This is a genomic window from Zavarzinia compransoris (assembly GCF_003173055.1).
Lineage (GTDB): Bacteria > Pseudomonadota > Alphaproteobacteria > Zavarziniales > Zavarziniaceae > Zavarzinia > Zavarzinia compransoris.
Genome location: NZ_QGLF01000003.1, coordinates 461,595 through 487,872, shown reverse-complemented (window position 1 = coordinate 487,872; position 26,278 = coordinate 461,595). Strand labels below are relative to the sequence as shown.

Sequence of the window (26,278 nt, the reverse complement as noted above, 5' to 3'; positions counted from 1 at the left end):
GGGGGCCACCGTCAATCCGCGGCCGGCCAGAAGCCGGCCTCCATGATCCGCTCGAACGGCCAGGGGCATTCGGGCGGGAAAATCGCTTCCGGCAGGGCGGTTTCCCGCGCCGCGCCGAGACAGGCCCGGCGATAGGCCGCGGCCAGGGCTTCCGGCATCCTGGCCCTCAGGCTCGGATTGTCGGCGAGATGATCGGCCACTTCCACGCGCTGTTCCTTGATGCTCAGGCGCCAGGAGGTGCATTGCCCCGCCGGCTGGAAGCGCCATTTCAGGAGATGCAGGAGAAGAACGGCAAGCCGGCTGACGAGTTCGCGCTTCTCGGCCTTGCCCATGCTCTCGATTTCCTCGGCGATATGCTCGATATCGGCGGCCGACATGTCGCCCGCCCGCAGCAGGGCCGCCTGTTCAAGGGCCCAGGCGTAAAAATCATGCTCGTAAAGGCTGTTCTTCCCAGCGGAGGACGGCATCTCGATCTCCTCCAGACCTGCCCAGGCGGGGCATTCTGCCCGCCCGGCGTGGCAAGGGTATTACGCCAGGCGGCCGGTCCCGCGCAGGCGGATCACCACGTCGACCCGCGCCACCTCCATGCCTTCGGGCGCCGAGGGCAGGTTGGCGATCGCGACCTCATTGCCCGGGATGTCGGCCAAGCGGCCACTGTCCTCGAAGAAGAAATGGTGGTGGTCGTCGGTATTCGTGTCGAAATAGGCTTTGCCGGTATCGATCACCACCTCGCGCAGCAGGCCGACGGTGGTGAACTGGTGCAGCGTGTTGTAGATCGTCGCCAGCGAGACGTCGACGCCGGCGGTCTTGGCCTCGGCATGCAGGTTTTCCGCGGTCACATGGCGGTGACCGTTCTCGAACAGGATGCGGGTCAGCGCCAGCCGCTGGCGCGTCGGGCGGAGCCCGGCCGCCTTCAGGCGCTGCAGGGCGTCACGGAAGGGGCGCTCGGGGCCTTGGGTCCTGTTCATACGCTGCTCCCTTGGTCAGTCGCCGGTCACCAGCCGGTCGACCAGCTGGCGGACGGTGGGCACGAAACCGTTCGAATAGAACGGGTCGGTGCCGAAACGATAGGCCGAATGGCCGGCAAACATCAGGTTCCGCTCCGGATCGTCGCCATGGGCGATATCCTGCAAGGTCTTCTGGATGCAGAAGCTGCGGGGATCGGCCTTCTTGCCGGTCGTCCCTTCCTCGCCCTGCGACCAGTTGGAGAATTTGCAGGCCGAGAGACAGCCCATGCAGTCGATCTGGTCCTTGTGGATCTCGCGGGCCTTTTCCAGGGTCACGAAGACCATGGTGTGGTCCGGGGTGCGCATGGCTTCCGAGAAGCCGGCGGCGATCCAGCCCTCGGCCCGCTCCTTGTCGTGCGGGGTGACATAGACGAGGCGGCCGCGGGCGCCGATCGCCAGCGCCGCCTGATGGTCGCCCACCGGTTCCGACGAATAGGCGATCTGGCGCTCGCTGCGCTCTTCCATTTCGCGCAGGAAGGGGTTGCGCACGGCCGAGGAATAGAAGCCGGTCGGCGAGAACCGGTGCAGCGACACCTCGCCCTTGGCGATCCGGGTCAGCCGGTCCTTCCAGGATTGCGGGATCGGGCTTTCCTGGGTCAGCAGGGGCCTGGTGCCGAACTGGAAGATCACCGGCCCGACTTCCGGGTTGTCGATGAAATGCTGCCATTCGCGCAGGTACCAGACGCCGCCGGCCATGATCACCGGGGTGTCGTGCAGCCCCGCCTCGTTCATGTCCTTGCGCAGCTGGACGACGCGCGGATAGGGATCTTCCGGCTTCAGGGGATCTTCGGAATTGGACAGGCCGTTGTGGCCGCCCGCCAGCCAAGGATCCTCGTAGACGACGCCGCCGAGGAAGTGGGAAAACTTGTGATAGGCGCGCTTCCACAGCGCGCGGAAGGCGCGGCCGGACGACACGATCGGATAATAATTGACGCCGAAGCTGGCCGCGATCTCCGACAGGCGATAGGGCATGCCGGCACCGCAGGTGACGCCGTGGACAAGGCCGCGCGCCCCTTCGAGGACGCCCTTCAGCACCCGTTCCGCGCCGCCCATTTCCCACAGCACGTTGATGTGCAGCCGGCCCTTGCCGCCCGAGACGTCATGGGCGCGCTGAACCTGGGTGATGCCGCCGCGAATGCCGTATTCGACCAGTTCCTCGTGGCGCTCGCGCCGGGTCTTGCCGCGGTAGACCTGGGGGACGATCTCGCCGTTCGCATCGTAAGAATCGGCATTGACGGCCGAAACCGTGCCGATGCCGCCGGCAGCGGCCCAGGCGCCCGACGACTGGCCGTTGGTGGCCGAGACGCCCTTCCCCCCTTCGAGGAGCGGCAACACCTCGACACCCTGAATACGAACCGCGTTTAGCGCCTTCATCTCTCGCAGAACCCTAATAATAATGCGTCGCACCGTCGACGTGACGATCCGGTGACGCTTTCAGCCTTGTCTACATATAGCTGATCGCAGCGATCAATAAAGGGTTGCGGCAGGGTTCCGCCAGCGGATGGATCAAAGTTTCTGCGCTTTGCCCGAAAAATTTCACCCACCCGTGTGCGCATCGACACTGCACAGGGCGGATTGTGACGCTAGACTGCACCGACTCAAGGAATCGTCAGAGGCGACAGGTCAATGAGCGCGCCGGTCTTCATCAGTCATGCATCCGAGGATCGGGAATTCGCCGAGCGGATCACCAGCTACCTGGAACAGCGCGGGGTGCGCTGTTTCATCGCACCCCGCGACATCCGTCCGGGCGCCGACTATGCCGAACAGATCATCGACGGGCTGGATGCGGCCGGCGTCATCGTGTTCCTGCTGTCGGAAAACTCCAACAAGTCGATCTTCGTGCGGAAGGAGATCGAGCGTTCGGTCTCCAAGGGCAAGAATGTCTTCACCGTCCGCATCCGCGAGGTGACGCCGGCCCGGGCGCTCGAACTCTTCGTCTCGTCGGAACAATGGATCGATGCCTGGCGCCCGCCCATCACCCAATATCTCGACCGCCTGGCCGAGGGGATCTCGGCGACCCTGAACATCCCCCTGAAGGCGCCGCCCGAAGCGGATCAGACCGTCTTCGCCCCGCGCAGCGGCACCACGGCGCCCCCGACCGGGACGACCACGCCGCCGCGCCCGGCGTCGCCGCCCGTCGCGCCCCCGCCCGTCGCGCCCCCGCCGCCGCCGAAGCCCCAGCCGGTGCCGCCGGCCGAGCCGCTGCGCGCCAAGGCCACCGTGCCGCCCCCGCCGCCCGGGCCGGGCAAGAAGGGCGGCGGCGCCGCCCTGGTCGCGGGCAGCCTGCTGACCCTGGCCGGGGCCGCGGGCGCGCTCACCTATTTCGTCGTCCTGCCCCTGCTGGACGACAAGCCGGCGGACCCGGGTACCGGCACCACCGTGGTCGCCGACGGCCCGGCCACCACCAGCCCGCCGGCCTCGCCCCCGCCGCCGCCCGCGTCCCCGCCGCCGCCGGCTTCGCCGCCCGTGTCGCCGCCGCCGCCTCCGCCGGCATCACCGCCGCCCCCGCCGCCGGCGGCCGCCACCCCGGCGGTGACCGTGCCGAACGAAGTCCGCGCGGTTTACGAGCGCTATATCGCCCTGCTCGACCAGGGCGACAGCGGCACGATCTACGACCAGATGCTGGACCCGGACACGCGGAAGTCGGTCGGCCGCGATCAGGTCGCCGGGATCTACCGCGACCGCGCCAACCGCTACGGCACCGGCGCCGGCCAGCGGGTGGTGACGGCGGTCGTGCATCTGGCGGAACTGCCGTTCCAGCCGGAAAGCGCCGGCCCCTATTACTACATCCGCAGCGAGACCCGCCTGGCGCGGGGCACGGTGGCCGACGGCGCCTTCTTCCGCCGCGACGGCAACGGCGCCTTCGTGCTTTCGGATATCGACACTTCGGCCGCCGCCCCCGCCATGAGCGCGGCCGACCGGGACCAGGCGATCAATGTCGCGACCCAGTTCTTCAAGGGGCTGGAGAACGGCGAGATCGGCCGCAGCCTGATGGTGACCCCGGCCCCCGATACGGGCGAATGGTTCGACCGGGTGCAGAGCATGCGGGGCGGCGACCTGAATGCGCGCAGCCTGGTCGCGGTCTATGCCTTCACCGACCTGCTGGGCGAGGTCGGCGACTATGCCTATGTCCAGTTCGACGCCAGCTTCTCGGATGCCGGCGTCACCGAACAGGCCTGGCTGAAGCGCCAGAACGGCAGTTGGAAAGTGATCAGGTTCTGGGCTCAGCCTGATCAATGATCGACGGCGGCATGCGGCCGGTCCGGGCGAAATAGGCCTGGACCAGCCCGATCAGATGCGGCCCGGTGGACAGGCCGTTGACGAAGCCGCCGACCAGCGAGACGAACAGGGCCAGGACCCAGGCGCCGTCCGGCTGGCCCTGGGCGATGGCGCTGAACAGGCTGGCCGCCATGATGAAGGGCATGGCGACGACGAGCACGAACAGGAACAATTTCAGCCGCTGCCCGCGCATCAGGGCGAAAGAGGCGCGGATATCCGCCCGTTCGGCATAGAACAGCACCCCCGGCACCATCAGGAAGCCGAGGAAGACATAGACGCTGGCGATCATCACCCCGAGCAGGGCGAGGCTGGCCACCGCGCTGCCGTCCGGCACCAGCAGGCCGAGAAGATAGCCCCCCATCATCACCAGAACGACCACGGCCACCGCCTGGGCGAACAGCACCAGGCCCCGGCGCACCGCTTCGCCCGGCAACACCGCGGGCGGCGCCCCCAGCTTCCGGGCCAGCAGATCGCCGGCCGCCCGCACCGCCAGCGGCATGGCCGCCGCCATGGCGACGAGATAGCCGAGCGCCGCCCCCAGCAGGGCCGTCTGCAGCGCGGCCAGCGTCTCGGCGTCGGACAGCGGCGTGTCCGCCGGCGGCGGGGTCAGGGTCAGGCCGGCCAGCACCGTGCCGATATAGGCCCCAAGCGAGGGCAGCACGCCGATCAATACGGCAAGGCGCAGCGATTCCCGCTCGAACACCACGCGAAACGCACTCTGGAGCATCAGGGCAAGCATGTTGACGGGCATGGCAGGGCGGGGTCCTTGTCTTCCTGCCGTCCCTGCTACCCCGGATCGGGGGCAATCACAACCCTTTGCAGGCACGCCCCCTGCAGGCAGGGCCACCGGCGCCCCGGCCCCCGATAAAATCCAGAAATGAAAAAGGGCGGCCGATGGCCGGCCGCCCTTTCCGGAACGAATGCCTTTGCCGATTACTCGGCGTCGGCCCTGTCCTTCTTCTCGGGAACGATGTCGGCGCCGGTCTGCTGGTCGACGACCTTCATGGACAGGCGGATCTTGCCGCGCTCGTCGATGCCGAGGACCTTCACCTTCACGGCGTCGCCCTCGTTGACCACGTCGGTCACCTTGGCGACGCGCTTGGGCGCCAGTTCCGAGATGTGGACGAGGCCGTCCTTCGAGCCGATGAAGTTCACGAAGGCGCCGAAATCGACGACCTTCACGACCTTGCCGTCATAGACTTCGCCGATCTTGGCTTCGGCGACGATGCCGTTGATCCACTTGATCGCGGCATCGATCGCATTGCTGTCGGAAGCCGCCACCTTGATGGTGCCGTCGTCCTGGATGTCGACCTTGGCGCCGGTCTTTTCCACGATCTCGCGGATCACCTTGCCGCCGGTGCCGATCACTTCGCGGATCTTTTCCTTCGGGATGGTGATGGTCTCGATGCGCGGGGCATAGGCATTGACTTCGGTGCGGGCACCGGTCAGGGCCTTGGCCATCTCGCCGAGGATGTGCAGGCGCCCGGCCTTGGCCTGGGTCAGGGCGATGCTCATGATCTCTTCGGTGATGCCGGTGATCTTGATATCCATCTGGAGCGAGGTGACGCCCTTGTCGGAGCCGGCCACCTTGAAGTCCATGTCGCCGAGGTGATCCTCGTCGCCCAGGATGTCGGAGAGGACGGCGAAGCGCTCGCCTTCCTTGATCAGGCCCATGGCGATGCCGGCGACCGGGGTTTCCAGCGGCACGGCGGCGTCCATCAGGGCGAGCGACGAACCGCAGACCGTCGCCATCGACGACGAGCCGTTCGACTCGGTGATTTCCGAGACGACGCGGAGCGTGTAGGGGAAGGCGTCCTTCGCCGGCAGCACCGGGTGCACGGCGCGCCAGGCCAGCTTGCCGTGGCCGATCTCGCGCCGGCCGGTGGCGCCCATGCGGCCCACTTCGCCGACCGAATAGGGCGGGAAGTTGTAATGCAGCATGAAGTGTTCGTGATAGGTGCCCTCGAGGGCATCGATCATCTGCTCGTCGTCGCCGGTGCCGAGCGTCGCGACCACCAGGGCCTGGGTCTCGCCGCGGGTGAACAGGGCGGAGCCATGGGCGCGCGGCAGCACGCCGACCTCGGCCACGATCGGGCGGACGGTGACGAGGTCGCGGCCGTCGATGCGGGTGCCCTTGTCGAGGATGTCGTTGCGGACGATCTCGGATTCGAGCGCCTTGAACTGCTCGACCACGCGGGCGGTGTCGAAGCCTTCCGCGTCGAGGGTGGCGACCGCCTTCTTCTTGGCGGCGCCGACGGCGTCATAGCGCGACTGCTTCACGCGGATGCCATAGGCGGCGCGGAGATCGGCCTCGACGGTGTCCTTGAGGCGGGCGACCAGGGCGCTCTCGTCCGGCGCGTCCGGCAAGGCCCAGGGCTCCTTGGCGGCGGCTTCGGCCAGTTCGATGATCGCCTGGATCACCGCCTGCATCTCGCGGTGGCCGAACACGACGGCGCCCAGCATGATCTCTTCCGAGAGCTGCTTCGCTTCGGATTCGACCATCAGCACCGCTTCGCCCGTGCCCGCGACCACGAGGTCGAGGTCGGACTTCGGCAGGTCGTCGAGCTGCGGGTTCAGGACGTATTCGCCGTTGATATAGCCGACGCGGGCGGCACCGATCGGGCCGAGGAACGGCACGCCCGACAGGGTGAGCGCGGCGGAGGCGCCGATCAGGGCCGGAATGTCGGGGTCGTTCTCGAGGTCGTGGCAGAGCACGGTGGCGACGACCTGGGTTTCATTGCGGAACCCGTCGACGAAAAGCGGGCGGATCGGGCGGTCGATCAGGCGGGAGACCAGGGTCTCCTTTTCCGTCGGACGGCCTTCGCGCTTGAAGAAGCCGCCGGGAATCTTGCCGGCCGCATAGGCCTTTTCCTGATAGTTCACCGTGAGGGGGAAGAAATCGACCCCGGGCTTCACGGATTTGGCGGCAACGGCGGTAACCAGCACGGTGGTGTCGCCGTATTGGACGAGCACGGCGCCGTCGGCCTGGCGGGCGATGCGGCCGGTTTCGAGAACCAGCTTGCGGCCGCCCCAGGTCAGTTCCTTGCGGTGGATGGTGAACATTTCTCTCTATCCTTCCTGCGAGCCCTGACACCCTTGTGCCGGGCCCTTGGACCGGCAACCCCTGTCGCCGACCCGATGGGTCCGTGCGGACCCTTTCCGCACGGCAGTTCCGGTTATCCCTCCGGATGGGAAAAGGGCCCGGCCGGGGGCGCGCCTGTTCTCAGACGCAACCCCGGCCGGGCCCCAAACACGCCTTGGGGCGAACAGATTGGACCGTTCGCCCGCAGGATCACTTACGCAGGCCGAGACGGCCGATCAGGCTCGAATAGCGGGCCACGTCGCGGGACTTCAGATAGTCCAGCAGGCGGCGGCGCTGGGACACCAGCATCAGAAGGCCACGGCGGGAGTGGTTGTCCTTCTTGTGGGTCTTGAAGTGTTCGGTGAGGTTGGTGATGCGTTCCGACAGCACCGCGACCTGCACTTCCGGCGAACCGGTGTCACCCTCGTGGGTGGCATATTCCTTGACCAGCGCAGTCTTGCGCTCGGCAGTTATCGACATCGGGGATCTCCTTAATCGAGGTTGAAGACGCGCACCGGGCGGACAAGCGGGCCGTCGACCCGCCCCAAAGCGACCAGCCCCGCCGGCGCCATCAGGCGCACGACCTGCTGGCTGGCGACGGTGTCAGGCACGCTGTTCTGCACGGTGCCCGGCATATCGATTGCCCGGCCATCCTTCAGGGCGCGGGCATCGCCTGCGGTCACGGCTAGCGCCGGGATGTCGTCCAGCGCAGTCACGACCGGCAGCAATATGCCGTCAGGGGGCGATGTATGAAGCAAATCCGGGCTGTTTTCCACTAGATTCTGGATATGGTCGAGGGTAACCGCCATGCCGGTGCCGAAGGGCCCGACCCGCAGCCGGCGCAGCATGCAGACATGGCCGACGGTGCCGAGCGCCCTGGACAGGTCCCGCGCCAGCGCGCGGACATAGGTGCCCTTGCCGCACTCGACCTCGAAGGTCGCCTGATCCGCATCGTCCCGCCCGATCAGGTGAAAGCGGTGGATCTGGACCGGGCGGGCCGCCAGGTCCACCGTCTCGCCGGCACGGGCAAGGTCATAGGCCCGTTCGCCATCGACCTTGATCGCGGAAAAAGCCGGCGGCACCTGGTCGATGGTGCCGTGGAAGGCGGCCAGGGCGGCTTCCACGGCCGCCGTGGCCGGGCGTGCGTCGCTGGTCGCGGTCACCGCCCCTTCCGCATCCAGCGTCGTCGTCTCGAGGCCGAAGCGGATGGTGAATCGATAGGTCTTGCTGGCGTCGACGACATAGGGCAGCGCCTTGGTCGCCTCGCCGAAAGCGAGCGGCAGGATGCCGGTGGCGAGCGGATCCAGGGTGCCGCCATGCCCCCCCTTGGCCGCACCAAGGGCCCAGCGCACCTTGCCCAGGGCCTGGGTGGAAGTCAGGCCCAGAGGCTTGTCCAGCACCACCCAGCCGTTGACGATGCGCTTGCCCCGCTTCACGCCGAAGGTTCCTGGCAGAGGTCGACCCAGTCGGCGCCGGTGATCGCGGCCAGCCGGTCGGGGGCGATGAAGAGGGCGCTATTGGTCGAACCCGCTGCCGGCACCACCACGTCGAAGGCTTTCAGCGAGACATCGCAGAAAATCCTCAGCGGCCGGGCAAGGCCGAACGGACAGACGCCGCCGACCGGATGCCCGGTCAGTTCCGCCACTTCGGCCACGTCCAGCATGCGGGGCTTCACGCCGAAGGCCGCCTTGCATTTCCGGTTGTCGAGCCGGGCATCGCCCCGGGCCACCACCAGCACCACCTCGTCGCCGAGGCGCAGCGACAGGGTCTTGGCGATCTGCCCCGGCTCGACGCCATGGGCGGCGGCAGCCAGCGGCACCGTGGCGGAGGAGACGGCGGTCTCGACGATCGCGATATCGGGCGCGTGTTCGGCGATGAACGCGCGGACGGAGTCAAGCGTCATGGGGGAGTGCTCACTCCTCGTCGTCGGCCCAGCCGGCCTCGTCGAGATCGTGCTTCACCCGCGGGGTTTCCAGCAGCACGCGGATGCGGTCCGCCTCGTCGAAACTCTCGTCGCCGATGAAGGTCAGCTTCGGCGTGAACTTCAGTTCCGAGCCCTTGGACACCTGGCCGCGAATGAAGGTCGCGGCATGGTTCAGCGCCTCGATCACCGCGGCCGTGTCCTTGCCCGACAGGGGCAGGGCGAAGACCGTGGCATTCTTCAGGTCGGGGCTGACCCGCACTTCGGAAATGGTGATGGCGACGCCCTGGAGATGCGGATCATGGATCACATCCCGGCGCAGCAATTCGGCGACCAGGTGGCGGAGCAATTCGCCGACGCGCAACTGCCGCTGGCTGGCCGCGCGCCCGGCCCGATGGTCGTCGTCACGACCCTGCCGGCCACCCGCCGGCGAACGACCACGAGACATGGTCTGTCCTTTCATAAATGGGGAAGCCCCTCCCACCCGGAAGGGGCTTCCAATCTCAGCCTCGACTACCAACCGGGCCATTGAGGCCCCGCGTAGCTTCAGCGAAGCGAGCCAAGGGGCCGGACGGCCCCGCCCGGCGCCTGAGGGCCCACTTAAAGCGTCCTGGCGATTTCCTCGATGTCGAAGCACTCGACCACGTCGCCGACATGGAAGTTCTCGTAATTGTCGAACGCCATGCCGCATTCGTAGGTCGCCTTGACCTCCTTGACTTCGTCCTTGAAGCGGCGAAGCGAGGAGAGCGTGCCTTCGTGGATCACCACGTTGTCGCGGATGATGCGGACCTTGGCGCCGCGCTTGACCACGCCGTCGGTGATCAGGCAGCCCGCGACCTTGCCGGACTTGGTGATCTGGAACGTTTCGCGGATCGAGGCGTAGCCGAGGAAGGTTTCCTTCAGCGTCGGGGCCAGCAGGCCCGAGAGCGCCGCCTTCACGTCATCCACGAGGTCGTAGATGATCGAGTAGTAGCGGATCTCGACACCCTCGTGATCGGCCATCTCCCGCGCCTGCTTGTTGGCGCGGACGTTGAAGGCGATGATCGGGGCGTTGGACGCCTTGGCCAGGGTGACGTCGGATTCCGTGATGCCGCCCACCGCGTCGTGCAGGATGCGGACCGCCACTTCGTCGTTGCCGAGCTTCGACAGCGAGCCGACGATCGCCTCCAGCGAGCCCTGCACGTCGGCCTTGATGACGACGGGCAGTTCCTTGGCCTGGCCTTCCTTGATCTTCGAGAACATCTGTTCCAGCGAGACGCGGGCGGTGCCCACGGCGCGCTGTTCCTTGGTCCGGCGCTGGCGGAAGGCCGTAACCTCACGCGCGCGGGCTTCGCTGTCGACGACCTGGAAGTCGTCGCCCGCCGACGGCGTGCCGGTCAGGCCCAGCACTTCGACCGGAACGGCCGGGCCGGCTTCCTGCTGCTGGTCGCCGCGATCGTTGAGCAGCGCCCGCACCTTGCCCCATTCCGAACCGGCGACGAAGATGTCGCCGACCTTCAGGGTGCCCTTCTGGACGAGGACGGTGGCGACCGGGCCGCGGCCGCGGTCGAGCTTGGCTTCGATCACGACGCCCGCCGCCTCGCGGTTCGGGTTGGCGCGCAGTTCCAGGATTTCGGCCTGGAGCAGGATCGCCTCTTCCAGCTTGTCGAGGCCGATGCGAGCCTTGGCCGAAACCTCGATCGCCTGCACGTCGCCGCCCAGGTCTTCGACCACGATCTCGTGCTGCAACAGGGCCTGGCGCACCTTGTTCGGGTTGGCGTCCGCCTTGTCGATCTTGTTGATGGCGACGACCACGGGCACGCCGGCGGCGCGGGCGTGGCGGATCGCCTCGACCGTCTGGGGCATGATGCCGTCGTCGGCGGCCACCACCAGGACGACGATATCCGTCACCTTGGCGCCGCGGGCGCGCATGGCGGTGAAGGCTTCGTGGCCCGGCGTATCCAGGAAGGTGATCTTCTGGCCGCTGGACAGGGTCACCTGATAGGCGCCGATATGCTGGGTGATGCCGCCGGCTTCGCCCGCCGCCACGTCCGTCGAGCGGAGCGCGTCGAGCAGCGAGGTCTTGCCGTGGTCGACGTGGCCCATGACCGTAACCACGGGCGCCCGGGGTTCCAGCGCCTCGTCGGTATCGACCTCGCCCTCGAGGCCGATTTCGACGTCCGATTCCGCGACGCGCTTGAAGCGGTGGCCGAATTCGGTGACCACCAGTTCCGCCGTATCGGCATCGATCGACTGGTTGATGGTCGCCATCACGCCGAGGCGCATCAACTGCTTGATCACGTCGGCGCCGCGTTCGGCCATGCGGTTGGCCAGTTCCTGCACCGTGATCACCTCGGGCACGATCACGTCGCGGACGACCTTCAGCTTTTCTTCCTGGCCGCGCATCTGGCGCTTCTCGCGCTCGATGCGGCGGCGCATGGAGGCGACGGAGCGCTGGCGCTCCTCGCCCTCGATGGCGGCGGACACATTCACCTTGCCCGAGCGGCGCTTGTCGTCGGTGCGGCCGGGCTTGGCGACCGGGGCCTTGGGCGCGGCCTTGACCGGCGCGCCGGGCTTCTTCGGCCGGGGACGCTCTTCCTCGTCGAGGACGCGGGGCAGGCCGCCGGGACGGGCGGGGCGGCGCTCCTCGGCACCGGCCGCCTCGGTGGTGGCGGCCGGCGCGGCGGCGGAAGCCGCCGGGCGCTGGGTCGCGGATTCCTGTTCGAGGCGGCGGGCCGCCTCGGCCTCGGCCTTGCGGCGGGCATCATCGTCGGCCTTGCGGCGGGCGTCTTCCTCGGCCTTGCGGCGTTCGGCGGCGGCGCGCTCCTCGGCCTGGCGGGCTTCCTCGATCAGGCGGCGCTTCGCTTCGATCTCGGCGATCTGGCGGGCGCGCTCCTCGGCGACGCGGGCGCCTTCAAGGGCGCGGGCACGGTTGGCCTTTTCCTCGTCGCTGAGCGAGCGGAGCACGACGCGGCCCTTGGTCTGGGCCTGCGGGTTCGGGCGCTGGCCCTGGGGGGCATTGCGGTTCTGCTGCTGCTGGCCCTGGCCCTGGCCGCCGCGGGGCGGCTGGCCGGGACGGTTGACCTGGGCCGGCGCGCCCTGGTTGGGCGACATGCGGGGGCCCTGGGCCGGCTGGGCCGGGACGACCGGGGCGGCGGCGGGCGCCGCTTCCGGACGGCGGACCGGGGCCTCGCCCAGAATCTTCGGGCGGACGACCGGGGCCGTCGCCTCGATGATGCGGGGCAGGCCGGCATCGGCGCGGGCCGGGCGCGGATCGGCGGCCGGGCCGGGCGCGGGCTCGGCCGCGGCGGGCGCCGGGGCAGGAGTCTGGGCCGCCGGGCCCTGGGCAGCCGGTGCCGGGGCGGCGGGAGCCTGGACCACGGGTGCCTGGACCACCGGGGCCGGGGCCGCAGAAGCCTGGACCGCGGAGGTCTGGACCGCAGAGGTCTGGGCGGCCGGGGCCTGCGGCGACGCGGGCGGCGTTGCCGGGCGGGCAGGCGCGGGCGCGACGGCGGCGGCCGGGGCGGGATGGCCCGGCTCTACCATGCGCTTGCGCTTATGCTCGACGACCACCGGCTTCGAGCGCCCGTGGGAGAAGCTCTGGCGCACCTGACCGGGCGCATCGCCGGCAGGCTTCTTCATCTGAAGCGTGCGCGAGCCCCCGAGGCTAAGCTTCTTGTCGTCGTTGTCCTTGACGTCACTCATCGATCATTCCGCCTGCGCCCCAGCCCGGGGCATTTCCGGCCTTTTGGCCGCTTCCAATAAACGAAACCCGGCGAGACGCTTCGCCTCGCCCAGGAACTGCTCTGCCAGCCGGCCGGGTTTGAAGGCTGCATGTATTACATTTTCCCGGCCCAATGCCAAACTCAATTCGGCGCTGGACAATATCTCCGAGTGCATGGCCGCCCCGCTGAGCGGGCGCAGTTTGCGCTTGCCGTCCGCCGCCCCGTCGGACGCGCCGAGCAGCAGGTGGAAGGGGGCCTTGCGCGCCCCCGCCTCGATCTTGTCGAAGCCGGCGACGACCTCGCCCGCGCGGCGGGCAAGGCCGATGATGTTCATGCAGCGCTGGACCAGGAGGCCCGCGATCCGTTCCGCCAGGTCGTCGGGCACGGCCAGCGCGCCGCCATGGCCGGCCCGCGCCGCCGCCTTGGCGAAAGCCTTCTTCTTCCGCGCGGCCTCGATCGCGGCGCGGCTCGATACCGTCCAGAAGCCGCGGCCCGGCAGGGCCGCCTTCAGGTCGGGAACCAGCGCGCCGTCGGGACCGACGACATAGCGGATCATCGCTTCGCGCGGGTGGGTCTCACCCGTCGCGATACATCTTCTCGTGGGGCCGGGCCCGTCGTCGATGACGAAATCCGTCACCGGCGGCGCGGGCGGATCACTCGATGGGGGCAGAGGAGGTATCGTCATCACCCTCCTCCTCGTCGGCGAACCAATGGGCTCGCGCCGCCATCACCAGTTCGGTGGCGGCTTCGTCGCCAAGATCGAAGTCCTTCAGAACGCCGTCCTTGCCGTTGGTCAATTCGTCGGTCGACAGATCGGCGAGATCGTCCAGCAGCTTCACCCCGGCCTTGCCGAGGGCGACCAGGATCGCCGGCGTCACATGGGGCAGGGCCGCGATCGCATCCTCGACCCCGAGCTGCTTGCGCTCCTCCTCGTAGCGGGCGTCGCGCTCGGCGATCTTCTCGCGGGCGCGTTCCTGCAGGGCCGAGGCGATTTCCTCGTCGAAGCCCTGGATGCCCGAAAGCTCGTCCTCGGCGACATAGGCCACTTCCTCGATCGAGGCGAAGCCCTCGGCGGCCAGCAATTGGGCGATGGTCTCCTCGACGTCCAGCTCGCGGGCGAACATCTCGGACTTGTTGCGGAATTCCTCCTGGCGGCGGGTCGATTCCTCGGCCTCGGTCAGGATGTCGATGTCCCAGCCGGTGAGCTGCGAGGCAAGGCGGACGTTCTGGCCGCGGCGGCCGATCGCCAGCGACAGCTGGTCGTCCGGCACCACCACCTCGATCCGCTTCGATTCCTCGTCCAGCACGACCTTGGCGACTTCCGCCGGGGCCAGGGCATTGACGATGAAGGTGGCCGGATCGGGCGACCACTGGATGATGTCGATCTTCTCGCCCTGCAATTCGCCGACCACCGCCTGGACGCGGCTGCCGCGCATGCCGACGCAGGCGCCGACCGGATCGATCGAGCTGTCGCGCGAGACGACGGCGATCTTGGCCCGGCTGGACGGATCGCGCGCCACCGACTTGATCTCGATGATGCCGTCATAGACTTCCGGCACTTCCTGGGCGAAGAGCTTGGCCATGAACTGCGGGTGGGTGCGGCTCAGGAAGATCTGCGGGCCCCGGGCCTCGCGGCGCACGTCATAGACATAGGCGCGGCAGCGGTCGCCGTTGTGGAAGGTTTCGCGCGGCAGGCTCTCGTCCCGGCGCATGATCGCCTCGGCCCGGCCGAGATCGACCACCACATTGCCGTATTCGACCCGCTTCACGATGCCGTTCACGATCTCGCCGATGCGGTCCTTGAATTCCTCGTACTGGCGGTCGCGCTCGGCGTCGCGCACCTTCTGCACGATCACCTGTTTCGCGGTCTGGGCGGCGATGCGGCCGAACTCCAGCGGCGGCAGGCTTTCCTCCAGAAAGTCGCCGACCTGGGCCGCCGGGTTGCGCACCAGCGCGTCGTCGAGGCCGATCTGGGTCGCGTCGTTCTCCACCAGCTCGACCACTTCGAGCAGGCGGGACAGGCGCAGTTCGCCGGACTTCGGATCGATCTCGGCGCGAATGTCGTTCTCGCTGCCATAGCGCGAACGGGCGGCCTTCTGGATCGCCTCCTGCATCGCTTCAAGAACGACGAATTTGTCGATCGACTTCTCGCGGGCGACCGCATCCGCGATCTGCAGAAGTTCGAGCCGGTTCGCGCTGACAGCGGCCATCTTCATCACCTCAAGCGGTCTTGTCGCCGGCGGCATCCGTTTCGCCGGCCGTGTCGTCTTCAGTCTCGGTCCCGGGGACGGCGGCGGCGACCTTGGCCGCATCCTCGCCCCCCGGGGGCAGCAGCGCGCCCTTCAGGCTCGCCGCGATCAGGTCGTCGGTCAGGACCAGGCGCGCCTCGCTGATCAGCGGGAACGGCAGGCGGTAGTCCGTCGCATCGACATGGATAAGCACATCCTCGCCCTCGATACCGGTCAGGCGGCCGCGGTAGCGCTTGCGCCCCTCGACCGGCATGGCGGTCTCGACCTTGGCCTCGTAGCCGGCGAAGCGGCGGTAATCGTCCAGCTTCACCAGCGGCCGGTCGATGCCCGGCGACGAAACCTCGAGGACATATTCACCCGAAATCGGATCCTCGACATCCAGAATCGCCGAGACGGCGCGGCTGACCTCGGCGCAATCCTCGACGGTCATGGTGCCGTCGGGCCGTTCGGCCATGATCTGCAGCACCGGCCGCTTGGCCCCGCCAAAGCGCACGCGCACCAGCAGAAAGCCCATCGCCAGCAGCGAAGGTTCGATCAGGGCGACAATGCGGCTGGTCAGTTCCATCTATGTCCTCAAAGGCCCCATGCCCTTAAATGACGAAGCGGGCCGTGTGGCCCGCTTCCGTCTCATCCCGAGGGTCACCATCGGGTTATGCGGCCCCTCATGTACAGGCTGGGGGCGAAGGTTTCAAGTCTTTCGATGCAGGCCCCGCAATTCAGGGCAGGCGGCGAAAGCGCAGGTAGGCCGGCTGGCGCCCGGCCGCGATCGCCTTCGCCTCGTAGCGCGTGGGCGGCCAGTCCGCGGTCCGGGCGCGCCAGTCGGCCGGGCCTTCCGCCAGCCATTCGAAGGCATGGTGCAGGCCGACCTGGGCCAGGGTCCACTCGATGTAACCCATGATATCGCTGGCGACGCGGAATTCGCCGCCGGGCTTCAGGGCCCGGGCCAGCAGGTCCAGGGTTTCCTGCTGGACGAAGCGGCGCTTGTGGTGCCGGCTTTTCGGCCAGGGGTCGGGGAAGAGCAGGAAGGCCCGCGCCAGGCTGGCCTCGGGCAGGGCCGCGAGCAGCAGGCGGGCGTCGTCCGCCAGCACGCGGACATTGTCGAGGTGCCGCTCCTCGACATGGCGCAGCAGGCTGGCCATGCCGTTGACGAAGGGTTCCGCCCCGATCAGGCCGACCTCGGGGTTGGCTTCCGCCTGGGCCGCCAGATGCTCGCCGCCGCCGAAGCCGATCTCGAACCAGACCTCGCCGACCGGGCGGGCGAACAGGGTCTTCGGGTCGAGGACAGTGCCCGCCGGCGGCAGGGGCACCGCCAGCCGGTCGAGGCCGGTTTCGAGAATATCGGCCTGTCGGGCCCGCAGCTTGTGGCCGGTCCGCCGGCCGAAGACCTTCCGGCGAAGCGCCGGCGCATCGACCGGCGCTTCGTCCCCGGTCGTCATGGTCAGGCGCCGACCGCCGTCTTCAGGTCGGCGACGAGGTCCAGCTTCTCCCACGAGAAGCCGCCGTCCGCCTCCGGCTCGCGGCCGAAATGGCCGTAGGACGAGGTCCGGGCATAGATCGGCTTGTTCAGCTGCAGGTGGGTGCGGATGCCGCGGGGCGACAGGTCGATGACCTGCTGGATCGCCTTGGACAGCTTGTCCTCGTCCACCTGGCCGGTGCCGTGCAGGTCGACATAGAGCGCGAGCGGCTTGGAGACGCCGATCGCATAGGCGACCTGGAGCGTGCAACGCTCGGCCAGGCCGGCGGCGACCACGTTCTTCGCTACATAGCGCGCGGCATAGGCGGCCGAACGGTCCACCTTGGTCGGGTCCTTGCCCGAGAAGGCGCCGCCGCCATGCGGGGCCGCGCCGCCGTAAGTGTCGACGATGATCTTGCGGCCGGTCAGGCCGGCGTCGCCGTCCGGGCCGCCGATGACGAATTTGCCGGTCGGGTTGACGTAGAATTCCGCCTCGGGGCACATCCAGCCCTCGGGCAGGACCTGGAGGACATGGGGGCGGACGATCTCGCGCACCTGCTCCTGCGACAGGGCTTCGTCGTGCTGGGTCGAGACCACGACCGAGGTGGCGCGCACCGGCTTGCCGTCCTCATAGGCCAGGGTCACCTGGCTCTTGGCGTCGGGGCCGAGGCCCGATTTCGGATCGGCGTGGCGGATGTCGGCCAGGCTCTTCAGGATGCGATGGGAGAAGACGATCGGCGCCGGCATCAGCACGTCGGTCTCGCGGCAGGCGTAGCCGAACATGATGCCCTGGTCGCCCGCGCCCTCGTCCTTGTTGCCGGCGGCGTCGACGCCCTGGGCGATATCCACCGACTGGCCGTGCACGCGGCAGACGATCTCCGCATTCTGCCAGTGGAAGCCGTCCTGCTCGTAGCCGATCTCGCGGATCGCCCGGCGGGCCTGCTCGACCATCTGCTCGTGGCTGACCGGGACGGCGCTGCGCACTTCACCGGCAAGGACGACGTAATTGGTCGTCGCCAGGGTCTCGACCGCGACACGGGCCTGCGGATCGACCGACAGGAACGTATCGACGACAGTATCGGAAATGCGGTCGCAGACTTTGTCCGGATGGCCTTCCGAAACCGACTCGGACGTGAAGAGATAATTCGAGCGCGCCACAATCAACTCCTCGACGGCGTATAATGGCAAGGATATACGCCACATCAGTCAATGAGTGACTTACTGGCAGGTGCGCCCGCCCCGGTCAAGCGATTGTCTCAGCGATTGTTCCGGGGGAAGGCCGTCAGCCGTTGCCGGCTTCGCTCGCCGTGCCGGCCAGAACCCTGATCATTTCGATCACCTTCCGCCGCACCTTGGAATCCTCGATCTCGTAATAGGCTTTCAGGAGGTCGATCGATTCCTTGCGGCTGAGCTGTTCGTGCTCGAACGCGGGCGACGAACTGTCGCGCAGCCCTTCGGCCCGCGCATCGCCGCCGTAGCCGTCGAAGAAATAGGCGATCGGCACGTCCAGCACTTCGGAGATCGTATAGAGCTTCGAGGCCGAGACCCGGTTGGAGCCGCGCTCGTATTTCTGCACCTGCTGGAACGTCAGCTCGAGGGCATCGCCAAGACGCTCCTGGCTGATGCCGAGCAGGGTCCGGCGCAGCTTGATCCGACTGCCGACGTAAACGTCCACCGGATGGGCGTCTTCAACGAGCTTGGCCATGGCGACTCCTCACAAGGGAAACGCCGCACAACCGGCCGGCGCGCATATTCTTGTATGCGCGCCGGCCGGATGGGGTCAAGACGGGAGGCGGCGCCAGAAAATCCCGAAAAGGAGGAAAACCACCGCGCTCGCCAGCGTCGCTACCGTGCCCAGGCGGGAAAAGACCGTCGGCGGCAGGGCCGCCGGCAGGTCGCCGTCGATGATCCCGGCCTCGCCCAGCGGCAGGGCCTGTTCGACGCGGCCGAAGGGATCGACCAGGGCGGAAATGCCGGTATTGGCGGCCCGGGCCAGCGGCAGGCCCTGTTCGATCGCGCGCAGCCGCGCCTGGGCGAGATGCTGCGGCGGGCCGCTGGAGGTGCCGAACCAGGCATCGTTGGTGACATTGACCAGCCAGGCCGGGCGCCGCGCCGGGTCCGCCGCGGCCTCGGGAAAGATCGCCTCGTAGCAGATGAGCGGGAGCACGGCCGGCAGGCCCGGCAGGTCCAGGCTGACCGGGCCCGGCCCGGCCGAGAAATCGACCGCCCCGACCGCCAGCTTGTCCAGCCCGAACAGGCCGAGCACCCCGCGCAGCGGCAGGTATTCGCCGAAGGGCACCAGATGGTGCTTGTCGTAAGTGCCGGCCAGCGTGCCGTCGCGGGAAAGCGCATGCAGGCTGTTCCAGGCGCGCAGGGACTGTCCCTGCTCCTCGATGCGGACGGCGCCGATCAGGGCGATGCCGCCGTCGCCGGCGACGGCGCCGAGGATGCCGGGCAATTGCGGCGCCGCATCCAGCGTATAGGGCAGCGCCGTCTCGGGCCAGATCACCACCCGGGGCCGGACGCCGTCCGCCGCCGGCTGCATCGACAGGTCCATGTGGCGGTTGAAATGCTCGGCCCTTGCGGCTTCCGAATGTTTCAGCCGCTGGTCGATATTGCCCTGGACGAGGCGAAGCCGCAGCGCCGGCTCGGCCCGGTCCGCCGGCCCCGCCGGCAGGCGCAGCGCGCCATAGGCGAGCAGCCCGCCGGCCACGGCCACCGCCAGCGCCGCCGCCACCGCCCGCCCCGGCGCCCGCGTCAGCAGCAGGAACGGCAGCCCGGCGACGAGCACGCTGACCCCGCCAAGGCCATAGGCGCCGAGCAGGGAAGCGCCCTGCGCCGCCACCGGCACCTCGATCCAGGCGACCGCGAGCGGGTTCCAGGGAAAGCCGGTCAGGACATGGCCCCGGGCATATTCGCCCAGCACCCAGGCCCCGGCCAGCGCCAGCAGCAGCCCGGGCCCGCGCCGCCCGACCGCGACCGCCAGCACCCCGGCCACCGCCGGGAACAGGGCGAAGACGAGGGGCAACCCCAGGCTGGCGAAGGGCAGCAGCCAGGCGAAACGCTCGGGATCGACCAGAAGGGCGATCCCGATCCAATAGACCCCGGCGACGAAATAGCCGTAAGACCACCAGAAGCCGGCCCAGAACGCCCGCCGCGCCGAGCCCGCCCCTTCAAGCAGCAGGAGCAGCACCGGCAGCGCGGCGAACAGCGCCGGCCACAGCCCGAAGGGCGGCAGGGCCATTGTGGCGAAAGCCCCGGCCAGCACGGCGACGAGCGCGCGCCGCCAGCCGGCGAGGCCGGCGATCCACTGCGACAGGCGTGTCATGATGCGCGGCCTCAATCCTCGACACTGTTGGGGGCGACGGTGCGATAGATGCGCAGGCGGCGGATCATGCGCGGATCCGCATCCACCACCTCGAATTCGAAGCCGGGCACGAGGGTCAGCTTCTCGCCGGCCTCGGGCACCCGCCCGACCAGCGAGACGACGAGGCCGCCGATGGTGTCGATCTCTTCCTCGAGATCGCCGGTCAGCAGGTGCTGGCCGAGCGCCGCCTCCACCTCCTCGACCGGGGCGCGGGCATCGGCGTCGAGCACGCCGTCGGGCCCGACGGTGAACATCGGCGCCTCTTCCTCGTCGTGCTCGTCCTCGATGTCGCCGACGATTTCCTCGACCAGATCCTCGATCGTGACGAGGCCGTCGGTGCCGCCGTATTCGTCGATGACGATGGCGAGGTGCGAACGCGCCGCCTGGATCTGCGCCAGCACGTCGCGCAGCGATTGCGACGGCGGAATGAACAGCACCTTGCGCAGGATGGCGTCGAGCAGGAAGTCGTCGCGCCGGTTCCAGAATTGCAGCACGTCGCGGACGTGAACCATGCCGGTTACATCGTCCAGCGACTCGCCATAGACGACGAGGCGGGAATGGCCGGATTCGAGGAAAGTCTCGATCAGCTTGTCCAGGCTGATGGTGGCCGGCACCGCATAGATGTCGGCGCGCGGCACCATGACGTCGTCGACCGTCATCTCGCCGAATTCGAGCAGGTTGCGGATCATCTCGCGCTCGCCCTGGTCGGGCGTGTGGAAACTCGCCTCCGCGTGCTCGTCGATGATGCCTTCCAGGCTTTCGCGCAGGGAGGGCTCGCCCTTGCCCCGGGCGAGGCCGCGCAACCACGACAGCCAGGAGGTCATCTCGCGCGGCGGCCGGGAATTGCCGTTCTCGCTCATCGCGCGCCCTCCTCTTCGGCCGGATCGTGATCGGGGCCATAGGGATCCGGCACGCCGAGACCGGCCAGCACGCTCACCTCCAGGGCTTCCATCGCCTTCGCCTCGGCATCGCTTTCATGATCGTAGCCGAGCAGGTGCAGAACGCCGTGCACGACCAGGTGCTGGACATGGTGGGCCAGGGACTTGTCCTGTTCCACCGCCTCGCGCTGGCAGGTTTCGAGCGCCAGCACGATGTCGCCCAGCGGGCGGGGCGCCTCCGCCGGCAGGCTGGCGGCGATGCCGCCTTCGAGCCCGGGGAAGGACAGCACATTGGTCGGCTTGTCCTTGCCGCGCCAGTCGCGGTTCAGTTGTTGCACCGCCTCGTCCGACGACAGGCAGAGATCGATCTCGACCGGGCCGAGGGCGCCATCGAGCGCCGGGCAGCGCTGGCGGCCGGCATGCAGGGCCGCCTTGGCGGCGCGGGGCACCAGCAGGCGCAGGTCAGGAAGCGCGGTGACCCAGGCCCGGTTTTCCGAGCGCAGGCTGATTTTGGCCTTGAGCCGGGGTTGTCGGGGCGGAACTGACGGCGGCGGCGCTGATCGGCGTCGGCTCCGACGGGCGCTGGGCTGGCGGCTCGCCCGTTGGGGTGATGGCGTCGTCATGGCGGCGATCCGGGGTCGGCTCCTTCCTCTGGGGAACTAGGGGGGGATATTCGATGCGGCTGTGATAGACGCCGAGGGTGAGCACCCGCACGAAGGCCGCCTCGATGGTGGCGAGGTCCTTCATGGTCAGGGTGCAGTCGTCCAACTGGTGGTCGGCGATCTTTTCGGCGATGACCTTGGCGACGCGCTCGCGCACCTCGGCCGGCTTCGGGTCCTTCAGGGCGCGGGTTGCCGCCTCGACCGTGTCGGCCAGCATCAGGATGCCGGATTCCCGGGTCATCGGCCGGGGGCCGGGATAGCGGAACTCGGCCTCGTTCACCGTCTCGCCGGTCGCCGCCGCCCGCTCCAGGGCGCGCTGGTGGAAGACGCGCAGCAGCGTGGTGCCCTGGTGCTGGGTCACGGCGTCCAGCACCGGGCGGCCCAGGCGATGCTTGCGGGCGATGTCGATGCCGTCCTTGATATGGGCGAAGATGATCCGCGCCGACAGTTCGGGCGGCAGGCGGTCGTGGACGTTGGAGCCGCGCTGGTTCTCGGCGAAATAGCTCGGCCGCTCCATCTTGCCGAGATCGTGGTAGAGCGCCATTACCCGTGCCTGCAGGCCGTTGGCGCCGATCGCCTCGGCCGCCGTCTCGGCCAGGTTGGCCATCATGACCGAATGGTAATAGGTCCCGGGCGAGCGCAGCGCCAGTTGCTTCAGCAAGGGATTGTCCGCCGAGGCCAGTTCGAGCAGGCGCATGTCCGTCGTCTCGTCGAACACCCATTCGAGCAGCGGCAGCCCGGCGGTGGTAAAAGCCGCGATCAGCAGCGCGCCGACGCCGCCGGCGACCGCAGCACCCAGGAAATAGGAGGTCTCGTCCGCCGGCACGGTGGTGTCCAGCGCCACCATGATCGGCACCAGCACCAATTGCGCCCCGGCGATGACGAGGCCGACCTTCAGGATATCGGAGCGCCGGCGCCCGCGCCGGGCGGTCATGCCGGCGCCGAGCACGCCGACGAGATAGTGGGCCAGGACCCAGAGATCGCCGCCCACCCGATAGGCGACCAGCAGGGCCAGCCCGATCCCGACCAGGAGACTGGTCCGCGCGTCGATCACCAGGGCGACGATGACGGTCACAAGCGCCACCGGCGGCAGGAAGGCGGCCGCATCCGGCGGCACGCCGAGGCCGACCGCGACCCCGCGCCCGGCATACCAGGCGGCGACGCAGATCACCGCGCATCCCGCCAGCACGGCGAGGGTGATGAAGATCTGCTTCCGCCCGAGATAGGAGGCATGGCGCCCGACCCGGAAGAAACTGCCGCCGAGCAGGGTCAGGCCCAGGATCAGGGCCCCGACCGCCAGGGTCTCGCCGATCACCGAGCGGTTGGCGCCGCCTTCGTTCAGCAGGCGCAGGCGGTCCTGGGCGCCCTTGGTCACGCGGTCGCCCTCGCGGATCACCACTTCGCCGATGGCGATGCGCACCATCACCGGCTCGACCGCCGCCATCGCCTTGTCGCGCAATTGCGCCGTCCGCGCCGGGTCCGGCTCCAGGTTGGCGGCCACCAGGGCGAGCGCGGTTTCGAGCACGAAGCTGCGCGCCGCCCGCGCCGTGCCATAGGGGGCGTCGCCGGCCCGGGCCTGGATCAGGCGGCGGAACTGGCCCGCATCCATGACCCCGGCGACCAGCGCCTTGTCCAGCCGGTCGCGCTCGCCGACGGCGACCTGGATCGGCCCTTCGAGCGGCAGCAGGTCGCGGTCGGCGATGATCATGCGGTCGAGGCCGAGGTTGAGCAGATAGTTGATCGCGGTGGCAAGGTCGGCCGGATTGTCCAGCCGCTCCAGCAGGTCGAAGGTCGCCTGGGGCACCGGGCGGCCGATCGCTTCCTGGAAGGCGGCGCGGCGCTGGGCCGGGGCCAGGGTCATGGTCTTGGCCCGGCCCGACAGGTCGTCGACCGCCGTCGACACCCTTTTGGCCAGGGCGAGGTAAAGCTCGGGGTCGTAGTCGAAGACCGGCAGGCTCGATTCAGCGACCGCGGCCCGGCGCGCCTCGTTCGCCACCCGGTCCTCGACCGCGACCGCGCGTTCGGCGCGCACGGTTTCCGCCGCGATCGAATCGAGCGGCGGAATCGGCCGTACCGATTGCCCGGCGGGCGCGAACACCAGGGTCAGGAGGACGATCAGCCCGGCGAAGAGCGGGGCATCCAGCCAGGGCCGCCAGCGGGTCCAGTGATCCTCGGCCAGGGCCCGGATCGCGGTGGCGGACAGCAGGGCGCGGGCGCGCTGAAGATCGGACAGGTCGCCGTCCGGCGGCGCGGTGGTCGCCATGTCAGCGCCCCCCCTCCTCGCGCAGGCGGTAGGCGCGGACGATGCGCGAGACCAGGGGATGGCGCACCACGTCGCCCTCGCCGAAATGGCAGAAGCCGACGCCGGGCACGCCGGTCAGGGTTTCCACCGCCTCGGTCAGGCCGGAGCGCACCCCCGGCGGCAGGTCGATCTGGCTGGGATCGCCGGTCACCGCCATGCGGCCGTTCTCGCCGAGGCGGGTGAGGAACATCTTCATTTGGCCCGAAGTGGTGTTCTGCGCCTCGTCCAGGATGACGAAGGAATTGGCCAGGGTGCGCCCGCGCATGAAGGCGAGCGGCGCCACTTCGATATCGCCGTTCTCCAGCCGCCGGGTCACCTCGCCCGGGGGCATCATGTCGTGCAGCGCGTCATAGAGCGGGCGGAGATAGGGATCGACCTTCTCCTTCATGTCGCCGGGCAGGAAGCCCAGCCGCTCCCCCGCCTCGACCGCCGGGCGCGACAGGACGAGGCGGTCGACCCGCCGGTCCAGCAGCATGGCGACGGCGACGGCGACCGCGAGATAAGTCTTGCCCGTGCCCGCCGGCCCCAGGCCGAAGACCAGTTCGTTCCGCCCGAGCGCGTCGAGATAGGCCGCCTGGGCCGCGGAGCGGGCCAGGATCGAGCGCCGGCCGGTGCGGATGCCGGGCACCGCCGCCGCGGCCGGGGCTTCCTCGCCTGCCGCCGCCTCGGCCAGGCGGATCGCGCCGTCGACATCGCCGGGGCCGATATCGTGCCCGCCCTCGAGCCGGCGATAGAGATCGCGCAGGGCATGGCGGGTGATCGCCGCCGCGGTGGCGTCGCCCGAAATGGCGATGCGGTTCCCGCGCGAGGAGACGGAGACGCCCAGCGCCCGCTCGATCCGGGCGAGATGCACGTCATGCTCGCCGAACAGGCGCGGCAACAGCCGGTTGTCCGGGAAATCGACCACCAGGGGACGGCGGTCGTCCCCCTGGCCGTTCGGGCTGCGCGGGGCGGTCATGGCCGGGGCTTGGGCGCGGGGTTTCAGGCGGCCGCCTCGGCGGGGTCCGCCAGATGGCCGCCCAGGCTGTTCGGATGGGCGGAGTCGATCACCACGTCGAGAATGCGGCCGCTCAGATGGGCCGGCACTTCGGCATGGACCGCGTGCATATAGGGGCTGCGCCCGACCAATTGGCCGGGACGGCGCCCCGGCCGGTCGAACAGCACCGGCAGGATGCGGCCGACGCAGGCTTCGTTGAAGCGGCGCTGGCCCTCGGCGATCGCCGCCTGGAGGCGGGCGAGCCGTTCCGACTTCACCTCTTCCGGCAGGGAATCCGCCATCATGCTGGCGGGCGTGCCGGGCCGCGGGCTGTATTTGAAGCTATACGCCTGGGCGAAGCCGATCTCGGTGACGAGATCGAGCGTGGCCTGGAAATCCCGCTCGCTCTCGCCCGGGAAGCCGACGATGAAATCCGACGACAGGGCGATGTCGGGCCGGGCGGCGCGCAATTTCGCGATCACCTGGCGGTAGTCGTCCGCGGTGTGGCGGCGGTTCATCTGGTCCAGGATGCGGTCCGACCCCGATTGCACCGGCAGGTGCAGGAAGGGCATCAGCTGCGGCAGGCGGCCGTGGGCCGCGATCAGCGTGTCGTCCATGTCCCGGGGGTGGGAGGTGGTGTAGCGGATCCGCGCCAGCCCCGGAATTTCCGCCAGGGCCGCGGCCAGGCGGGCCAGCGACCAGGGCGCGCCGCCGTCCGGCGCCTCGCCGTGATAGGCATTCACATTCTGCCCGAGCAGGGTGATTTCCTGCGCGCCGAGCCCAGCCAGGTGCCGCGCTTCGGCCAGCACCGCCCCCACCGGGCGGGAGGTTTCGGCCCCCCGCGTATAGGGCACGACGCAGAAGGTGCAGAACTTGTCGCAGCCTTCCTGGATGGTCAGGAAAGCGGCGCTGCCCTCCACCCGGTGCTGCTGGGGCAGGTGGTCGAACTTGGAATCGACCGGGAAATCCGTGTCCAGCGCCTCGCCCTTGCTGCGGTGGGCGCGGGCGATCAGTTCCGGCAGGCGGTGATAGGCCTGGGGCCCGACCACGAGGTCGACCGCCGGGGCCCGGCGCATGATCTCCGCCCCTTCCGCCTGGGCGACGCAGCCGGCGACCGCGATGGTCAGGCCGCCGCCGCCCCGGGCGTTCCGTTCGGCGCGCAGGTCGCGCAGGCGGCCGACGTCGGAATAGACCTTTTCCGCCGCCTTTTCCCGGATGTGGCAGGTGTTCAGGATGACGAGGTCGGCCTCCGCCGCATCCTCGGTGGTGTCATAGCCGAGCGGGGCCAGAAGATCGGCCATACGACCGGAGTCGTAGACGTTCATCTGGCAGCCGTAGGTCTTGATACAGAGCTTTTTGGCCAACGAGAGCCTGCTTCCCTGGGCAGACCGCCTTGCC

Annotated in this window: 23 protein-coding genes; 1 reads left to right on the top strand and 22 read right to left on the bottom strand. The window is 69.0% G+C overall.

The genetic code is table 11. The features are described 5' to 3' along the window. Nucleotides 1-11 precede the first annotated feature (11 nt). The 3 genes from DKG75_RS13035 to DKG75_RS13025 are packed head-to-tail and all read right to left on the bottom strand — an operon-like array spanning nt 12 to nt 2,381. Nucleotides 12-467, bottom strand: a complete 456-nt coding sequence (locus DKG75_RS13035) for a DUF29 domain-containing protein (RefSeq protein WP_109921552.1) — start codon at nt 465-467, stop codon at nt 12-14. A gap of 60 nt (nt 468-527) precedes the next feature. Beyond that, nucleotides 528-968 (bottom strand): iron response transcriptional regulator IrrA, encoded by a 441-nt coding sequence (irrA, locus tag DKG75_RS13030; protein WP_109921551.1) that lies wholly within the window; start codon nt 966-968, stop codon nt 528-530. A gap of 15 nt (nt 969-983) precedes the next feature. After that, on the bottom strand, nt 984-2,381 hold the full coding sequence (locus DKG75_RS13025) for an NAD(P)H-dependent flavin oxidoreductase (RefSeq protein ID WP_109921550.1): 1,398 nt from the start codon (nt 2,379-2,381) through the stop codon (nt 984-986). Between the two features lie 252 nt (nt 2,382-2,633). Here DKG75_RS13025 and DKG75_RS22745 point away from each other — a divergent pair, with 252 nt between their 5' ends. Next, complete coding sequence (locus DKG75_RS22745) at nt 2,634-4,247, top strand: toll/interleukin-1 receptor domain-containing protein (RefSeq protein ID WP_133636996.1); 1,614 nt, start codon at nt 2,634-2,636, stop codon at nt 4,245-4,247. Here the strand turns inward: DKG75_RS22745 and DKG75_RS13010 are convergent. From DKG75_RS13010 to miaB, 19 genes are all read right to left on the bottom strand, one after another. Continuing rightward, nucleotides 4,219-5,037: a hypothetical protein gene (locus tag DKG75_RS13010; RefSeq protein WP_109921548.1), complete on the bottom strand. Its 819-nt coding sequence runs from the start codon at nt 5,035-5,037 to the stop codon at nt 4,219-4,221. The two genes, DKG75_RS22745 and DKG75_RS13010, sit on opposite strands and share 29 nt — an antisense overlap. Before the next feature lie 182 nt (nt 5,038-5,219). Next, a complete protein-coding gene (gene pnp, locus DKG75_RS13005; RefSeq protein ID WP_109921547.1) occupies nt 5,220-7,349 on the bottom strand; it encodes a polyribonucleotide nucleotidyltransferase in 2,130 nt (709 codons plus the stop codon). A gap of 229 nt (nt 7,350-7,578) precedes the next feature. Further along, a complete protein-coding gene (rpsO, locus tag DKG75_RS13000; protein WP_109921546.1) occupies nt 7,579-7,848 on the bottom strand; it encodes a 30S ribosomal protein S15 in 270 nt (89 codons plus the stop codon). 11 nt (nt 7,849-7,859) lie between these two features. Continuing rightward, nucleotides 7,860-8,804: a tRNA pseudouridine(55) synthase TruB gene (gene truB / locus DKG75_RS12995; RefSeq protein WP_243746558.1), complete on the bottom strand. Its 945-nt coding sequence runs from the start codon at nt 8,802-8,804 to the stop codon at nt 7,860-7,862. Next, nucleotides 8,801-9,271, bottom strand: a complete 471-nt coding sequence (locus tag DKG75_RS12990; protein ID WP_109921544.1) for a YbaK/EbsC family protein — start codon at nt 9,269-9,271, stop codon at nt 8,801-8,803. Before DKG75_RS12990 ends, truB begins: the two co-directional genes overlap by 4 nt. A gap of 10 nt (nt 9,272-9,281) precedes the next feature. After that, on the bottom strand, nt 9,282-9,737 hold the full coding sequence (gene rbfA / locus DKG75_RS12985; protein WP_109921543.1) for a 30S ribosome-binding factor RbfA: 456 nt from the start codon (nt 9,735-9,737) through the stop codon (nt 9,282-9,284). A 152-nt stretch (nt 9,738-9,889) separates the two neighbouring features. Further along, nucleotides 9,890-12,973 carry a translation initiation factor IF-2 gene (infB, locus tag DKG75_RS12980; protein WP_109921542.1) on the bottom strand — a complete coding sequence of 1,028 codons (3,084 nt, stop codon included), beginning with the start codon at nt 12,971-12,973 and terminating at the stop codon, nt 9,890-9,892. Nucleotides 12,974-12,976: 3 nt separating this feature from the next. Further along, complete coding sequence (locus tag DKG75_RS12975) at nt 12,977-13,678, bottom strand: RNA-binding protein (RefSeq protein ID WP_109921541.1); 702 nt, start codon at nt 13,676-13,678, stop codon at nt 12,977-12,979. Next, complete coding sequence (gene nusA, locus DKG75_RS12970; protein WP_109921540.1) at nt 13,647-15,209, bottom strand: transcription termination factor NusA; 1,563 nt, start codon at nt 15,207-15,209, stop codon at nt 13,647-13,649. Before nusA ends, DKG75_RS12975 begins: the two co-directional genes overlap by 32 nt. 4 nt (nt 15,210-15,213) lie before the next feature. Further along, nucleotides 15,214-15,807: a ribosome maturation factor RimP gene (gene rimP, locus DKG75_RS12965; RefSeq protein ID WP_109921539.1), complete on the bottom strand. Its 594-nt coding sequence runs from the start codon at nt 15,805-15,807 to the stop codon at nt 15,214-15,216. 151 nt (nt 15,808-15,958) lie between these two features. Next, a complete protein-coding gene (gene trmB, locus DKG75_RS12960) occupies nt 15,959-16,678 on the bottom strand; it encodes a tRNA (guanosine(46)-N7)-methyltransferase TrmB (protein ID WP_109921538.1) in 720 nt (239 codons plus the stop codon). Between the two features lie 2 nt (nt 16,679-16,680). Then, nucleotides 16,681-17,853, bottom strand: coding sequence for a methionine adenosyltransferase (gene metK, locus DKG75_RS12955; RefSeq protein ID WP_109921537.1), 1,173 nt, complete (start codon nt 17,851-17,853; stop codon nt 16,681-16,683). Nucleotides 17,854-17,977: 124 nt separating this feature from the next. Then, a complete protein-coding gene (locus DKG75_RS12950) occupies nt 17,978-18,400 on the bottom strand; it encodes a helix-turn-helix domain-containing protein (protein ID WP_109921536.1) in 423 nt (140 codons plus the stop codon). Between the two features lie 75 nt (nt 18,401-18,475). Then, nucleotides 18,476-20,023 carry an apolipoprotein N-acyltransferase gene (gene lnt, locus DKG75_RS12945; RefSeq protein ID WP_109921535.1) on the bottom strand — a complete coding sequence of 516 codons (1,548 nt, stop codon included), beginning with the start codon at nt 20,021-20,023 and terminating at the stop codon, nt 18,476-18,478. A gap of 11 nt (nt 20,024-20,034) precedes the next feature. After that, entirely contained in the window at nt 20,035-20,922 is an 888-nt protein-coding gene (locus DKG75_RS12940) for a hemolysin family protein (RefSeq protein ID WP_243746559.1), read from the bottom strand. Continuing rightward, nucleotides 20,919-21,449, bottom strand: a complete 531-nt coding sequence (gene ybeY, locus DKG75_RS12935) for an rRNA maturation RNase YbeY (protein WP_425086494.1) — start codon at nt 21,447-21,449, stop codon at nt 20,919-20,921. The genes DKG75_RS12940 and ybeY overlap by 4 nt, the downstream gene beginning before the upstream one ends. Beyond that, nucleotides 21,403-23,865, bottom strand: coding sequence for an HD family phosphohydrolase (locus DKG75_RS12930; protein WP_109921533.1), 2,463 nt, complete (start codon nt 23,863-23,865; stop codon nt 21,403-21,405). The genes ybeY and DKG75_RS12930 overlap by 47 nt, the downstream gene beginning before the upstream one ends. A gap of 1 nt (nt 23,866) precedes the next feature. Next, on the bottom strand, nt 23,867-24,862 hold the full coding sequence (locus DKG75_RS12925; protein ID WP_109921532.1) for a PhoH family protein: 996 nt from the start codon (nt 24,860-24,862) through the stop codon (nt 23,867-23,869). A 23-nt stretch (nt 24,863-24,885) separates the two neighbouring features. Next, complete coding sequence (miaB, locus tag DKG75_RS12920; RefSeq protein ID WP_243746560.1) at nt 24,886-26,244, bottom strand: tRNA (N6-isopentenyl adenosine(37)-C2)-methylthiotransferase MiaB; 1,359 nt, start codon at nt 26,242-26,244, stop codon at nt 24,886-24,888. Nucleotides 26,245-26,278 lie beyond the last annotated feature (34 nt).

Bases quoted from the DNA above. Each gene is read 5' to 3' on its own strand.
- DKG75_RS12975 (WP_109921541.1), bottom strand. From the start codon at position 13,678: ATGACGATACCTCCTCTGCCCCCATCGAGTGATCCGCCCGCGCCGCCG.
- DKG75_RS13025 (WP_109921550.1), bottom strand. From the start codon at position 2,381: ATGAAGGCGCTAAACGCGGTTCGTATTCAGGGTGTCGAGGTGTTGCCG.
- DKG75_RS13010 (WP_109921548.1), bottom strand. From the start codon at position 5,037: ATGCCCGTCAACATGCTTGCCCTGATGCTCCAGAGTGCGTTTCGCGTG.
- DKG75_RS13035 (WP_109921552.1), bottom strand. From the start codon at position 467: ATGCCGTCCTCCGCTGGGAAGAACAGCCTTTACGAGCATGATTTTTAC.
- DKG75_RS22745 (WP_133636996.1), top strand. From the start codon at position 2,634: ATGAGCGCGCCGGTCTTCATCAGTCATGCATCCGAGGATCGGGAATTC.
- rimP (WP_109921539.1), bottom strand. From the start codon at position 15,807: ATGGAACTGACCAGCCGCATTGTCGCCCTGATCGAACCTTCGCTGCTG.
- DKG75_RS12940 (WP_243746559.1), bottom strand. From the start codon at position 20,922: ATGAGCGAGAACGGCAATTCCCGGCCGCCGCGCGAGATGACCTCCTGG.
- DKG75_RS12950 (WP_109921536.1), bottom strand. From the start codon at position 18,400: ATGGCCAAGCTCGTTGAAGACGCCCATCCGGTGGACGTTTACGTCGGC.
- DKG75_RS12990 (WP_109921544.1), bottom strand. From the start codon at position 9,271: ATGACGCTTGACTCCGTCCGCGCGTTCATCGCCGAACACGCGCCCGAT.
- rpsO (WP_109921546.1), bottom strand. From the start codon at position 7,848: ATGTCGATAACTGCCGAGCGCAAGACTGCGCTGGTCAAGGAATATGCC.
- trmB (WP_109921538.1), bottom strand. From the start codon at position 16,678: ATGACGACCGGGGACGAAGCGCCGGTCGATGCGCCGGCGCTTCGCCGG.
- nusA (WP_109921540.1), bottom strand. From the start codon at position 15,209: ATGAAGATGGCCGCTGTCAGCGCGAACCGGCTCGAACTTCTGCAGATC.
- DKG75_RS12930 (WP_109921533.1), bottom strand. From the start codon at position 23,865: ATGGCGACCACCGCGCCGCCGGACGGCGACCTGTCCGATCTTCAGCGC.
- DKG75_RS12925 (WP_109921532.1), bottom strand. From the start codon at position 24,862: ATGACCGCCCCGCGCAGCCCGAACGGCCAGGGGGACGACCGCCGTCCC.
- pnp (WP_109921547.1), bottom strand. From the start codon at position 7,349: ATGTTCACCATCCACCGCAAGGAACTGACCTGGGGCGGCCGCAAGCTG.
- lnt (WP_109921535.1), bottom strand. From the start codon at position 20,023: ATGACACGCCTGTCGCAGTGGATCGCCGGCCTCGCCGGCTGGCGGCGC.
- rbfA (WP_109921543.1), bottom strand. From the start codon at position 9,737: ATGTCTCGTGGTCGTTCGCCGGCGGGTGGCCGGCAGGGTCGTGACGAC.
- irrA (WP_109921551.1), bottom strand. From the start codon at position 968: ATGAACAGGACCCAAGGCCCCGAGCGCCCCTTCCGTGACGCCCTGCAG.
- infB (WP_109921542.1), bottom strand. From the start codon at position 12,973: ATGAGTGACGTCAAGGACAACGACGACAAGAAGCTTAGCCTCGGGGGC.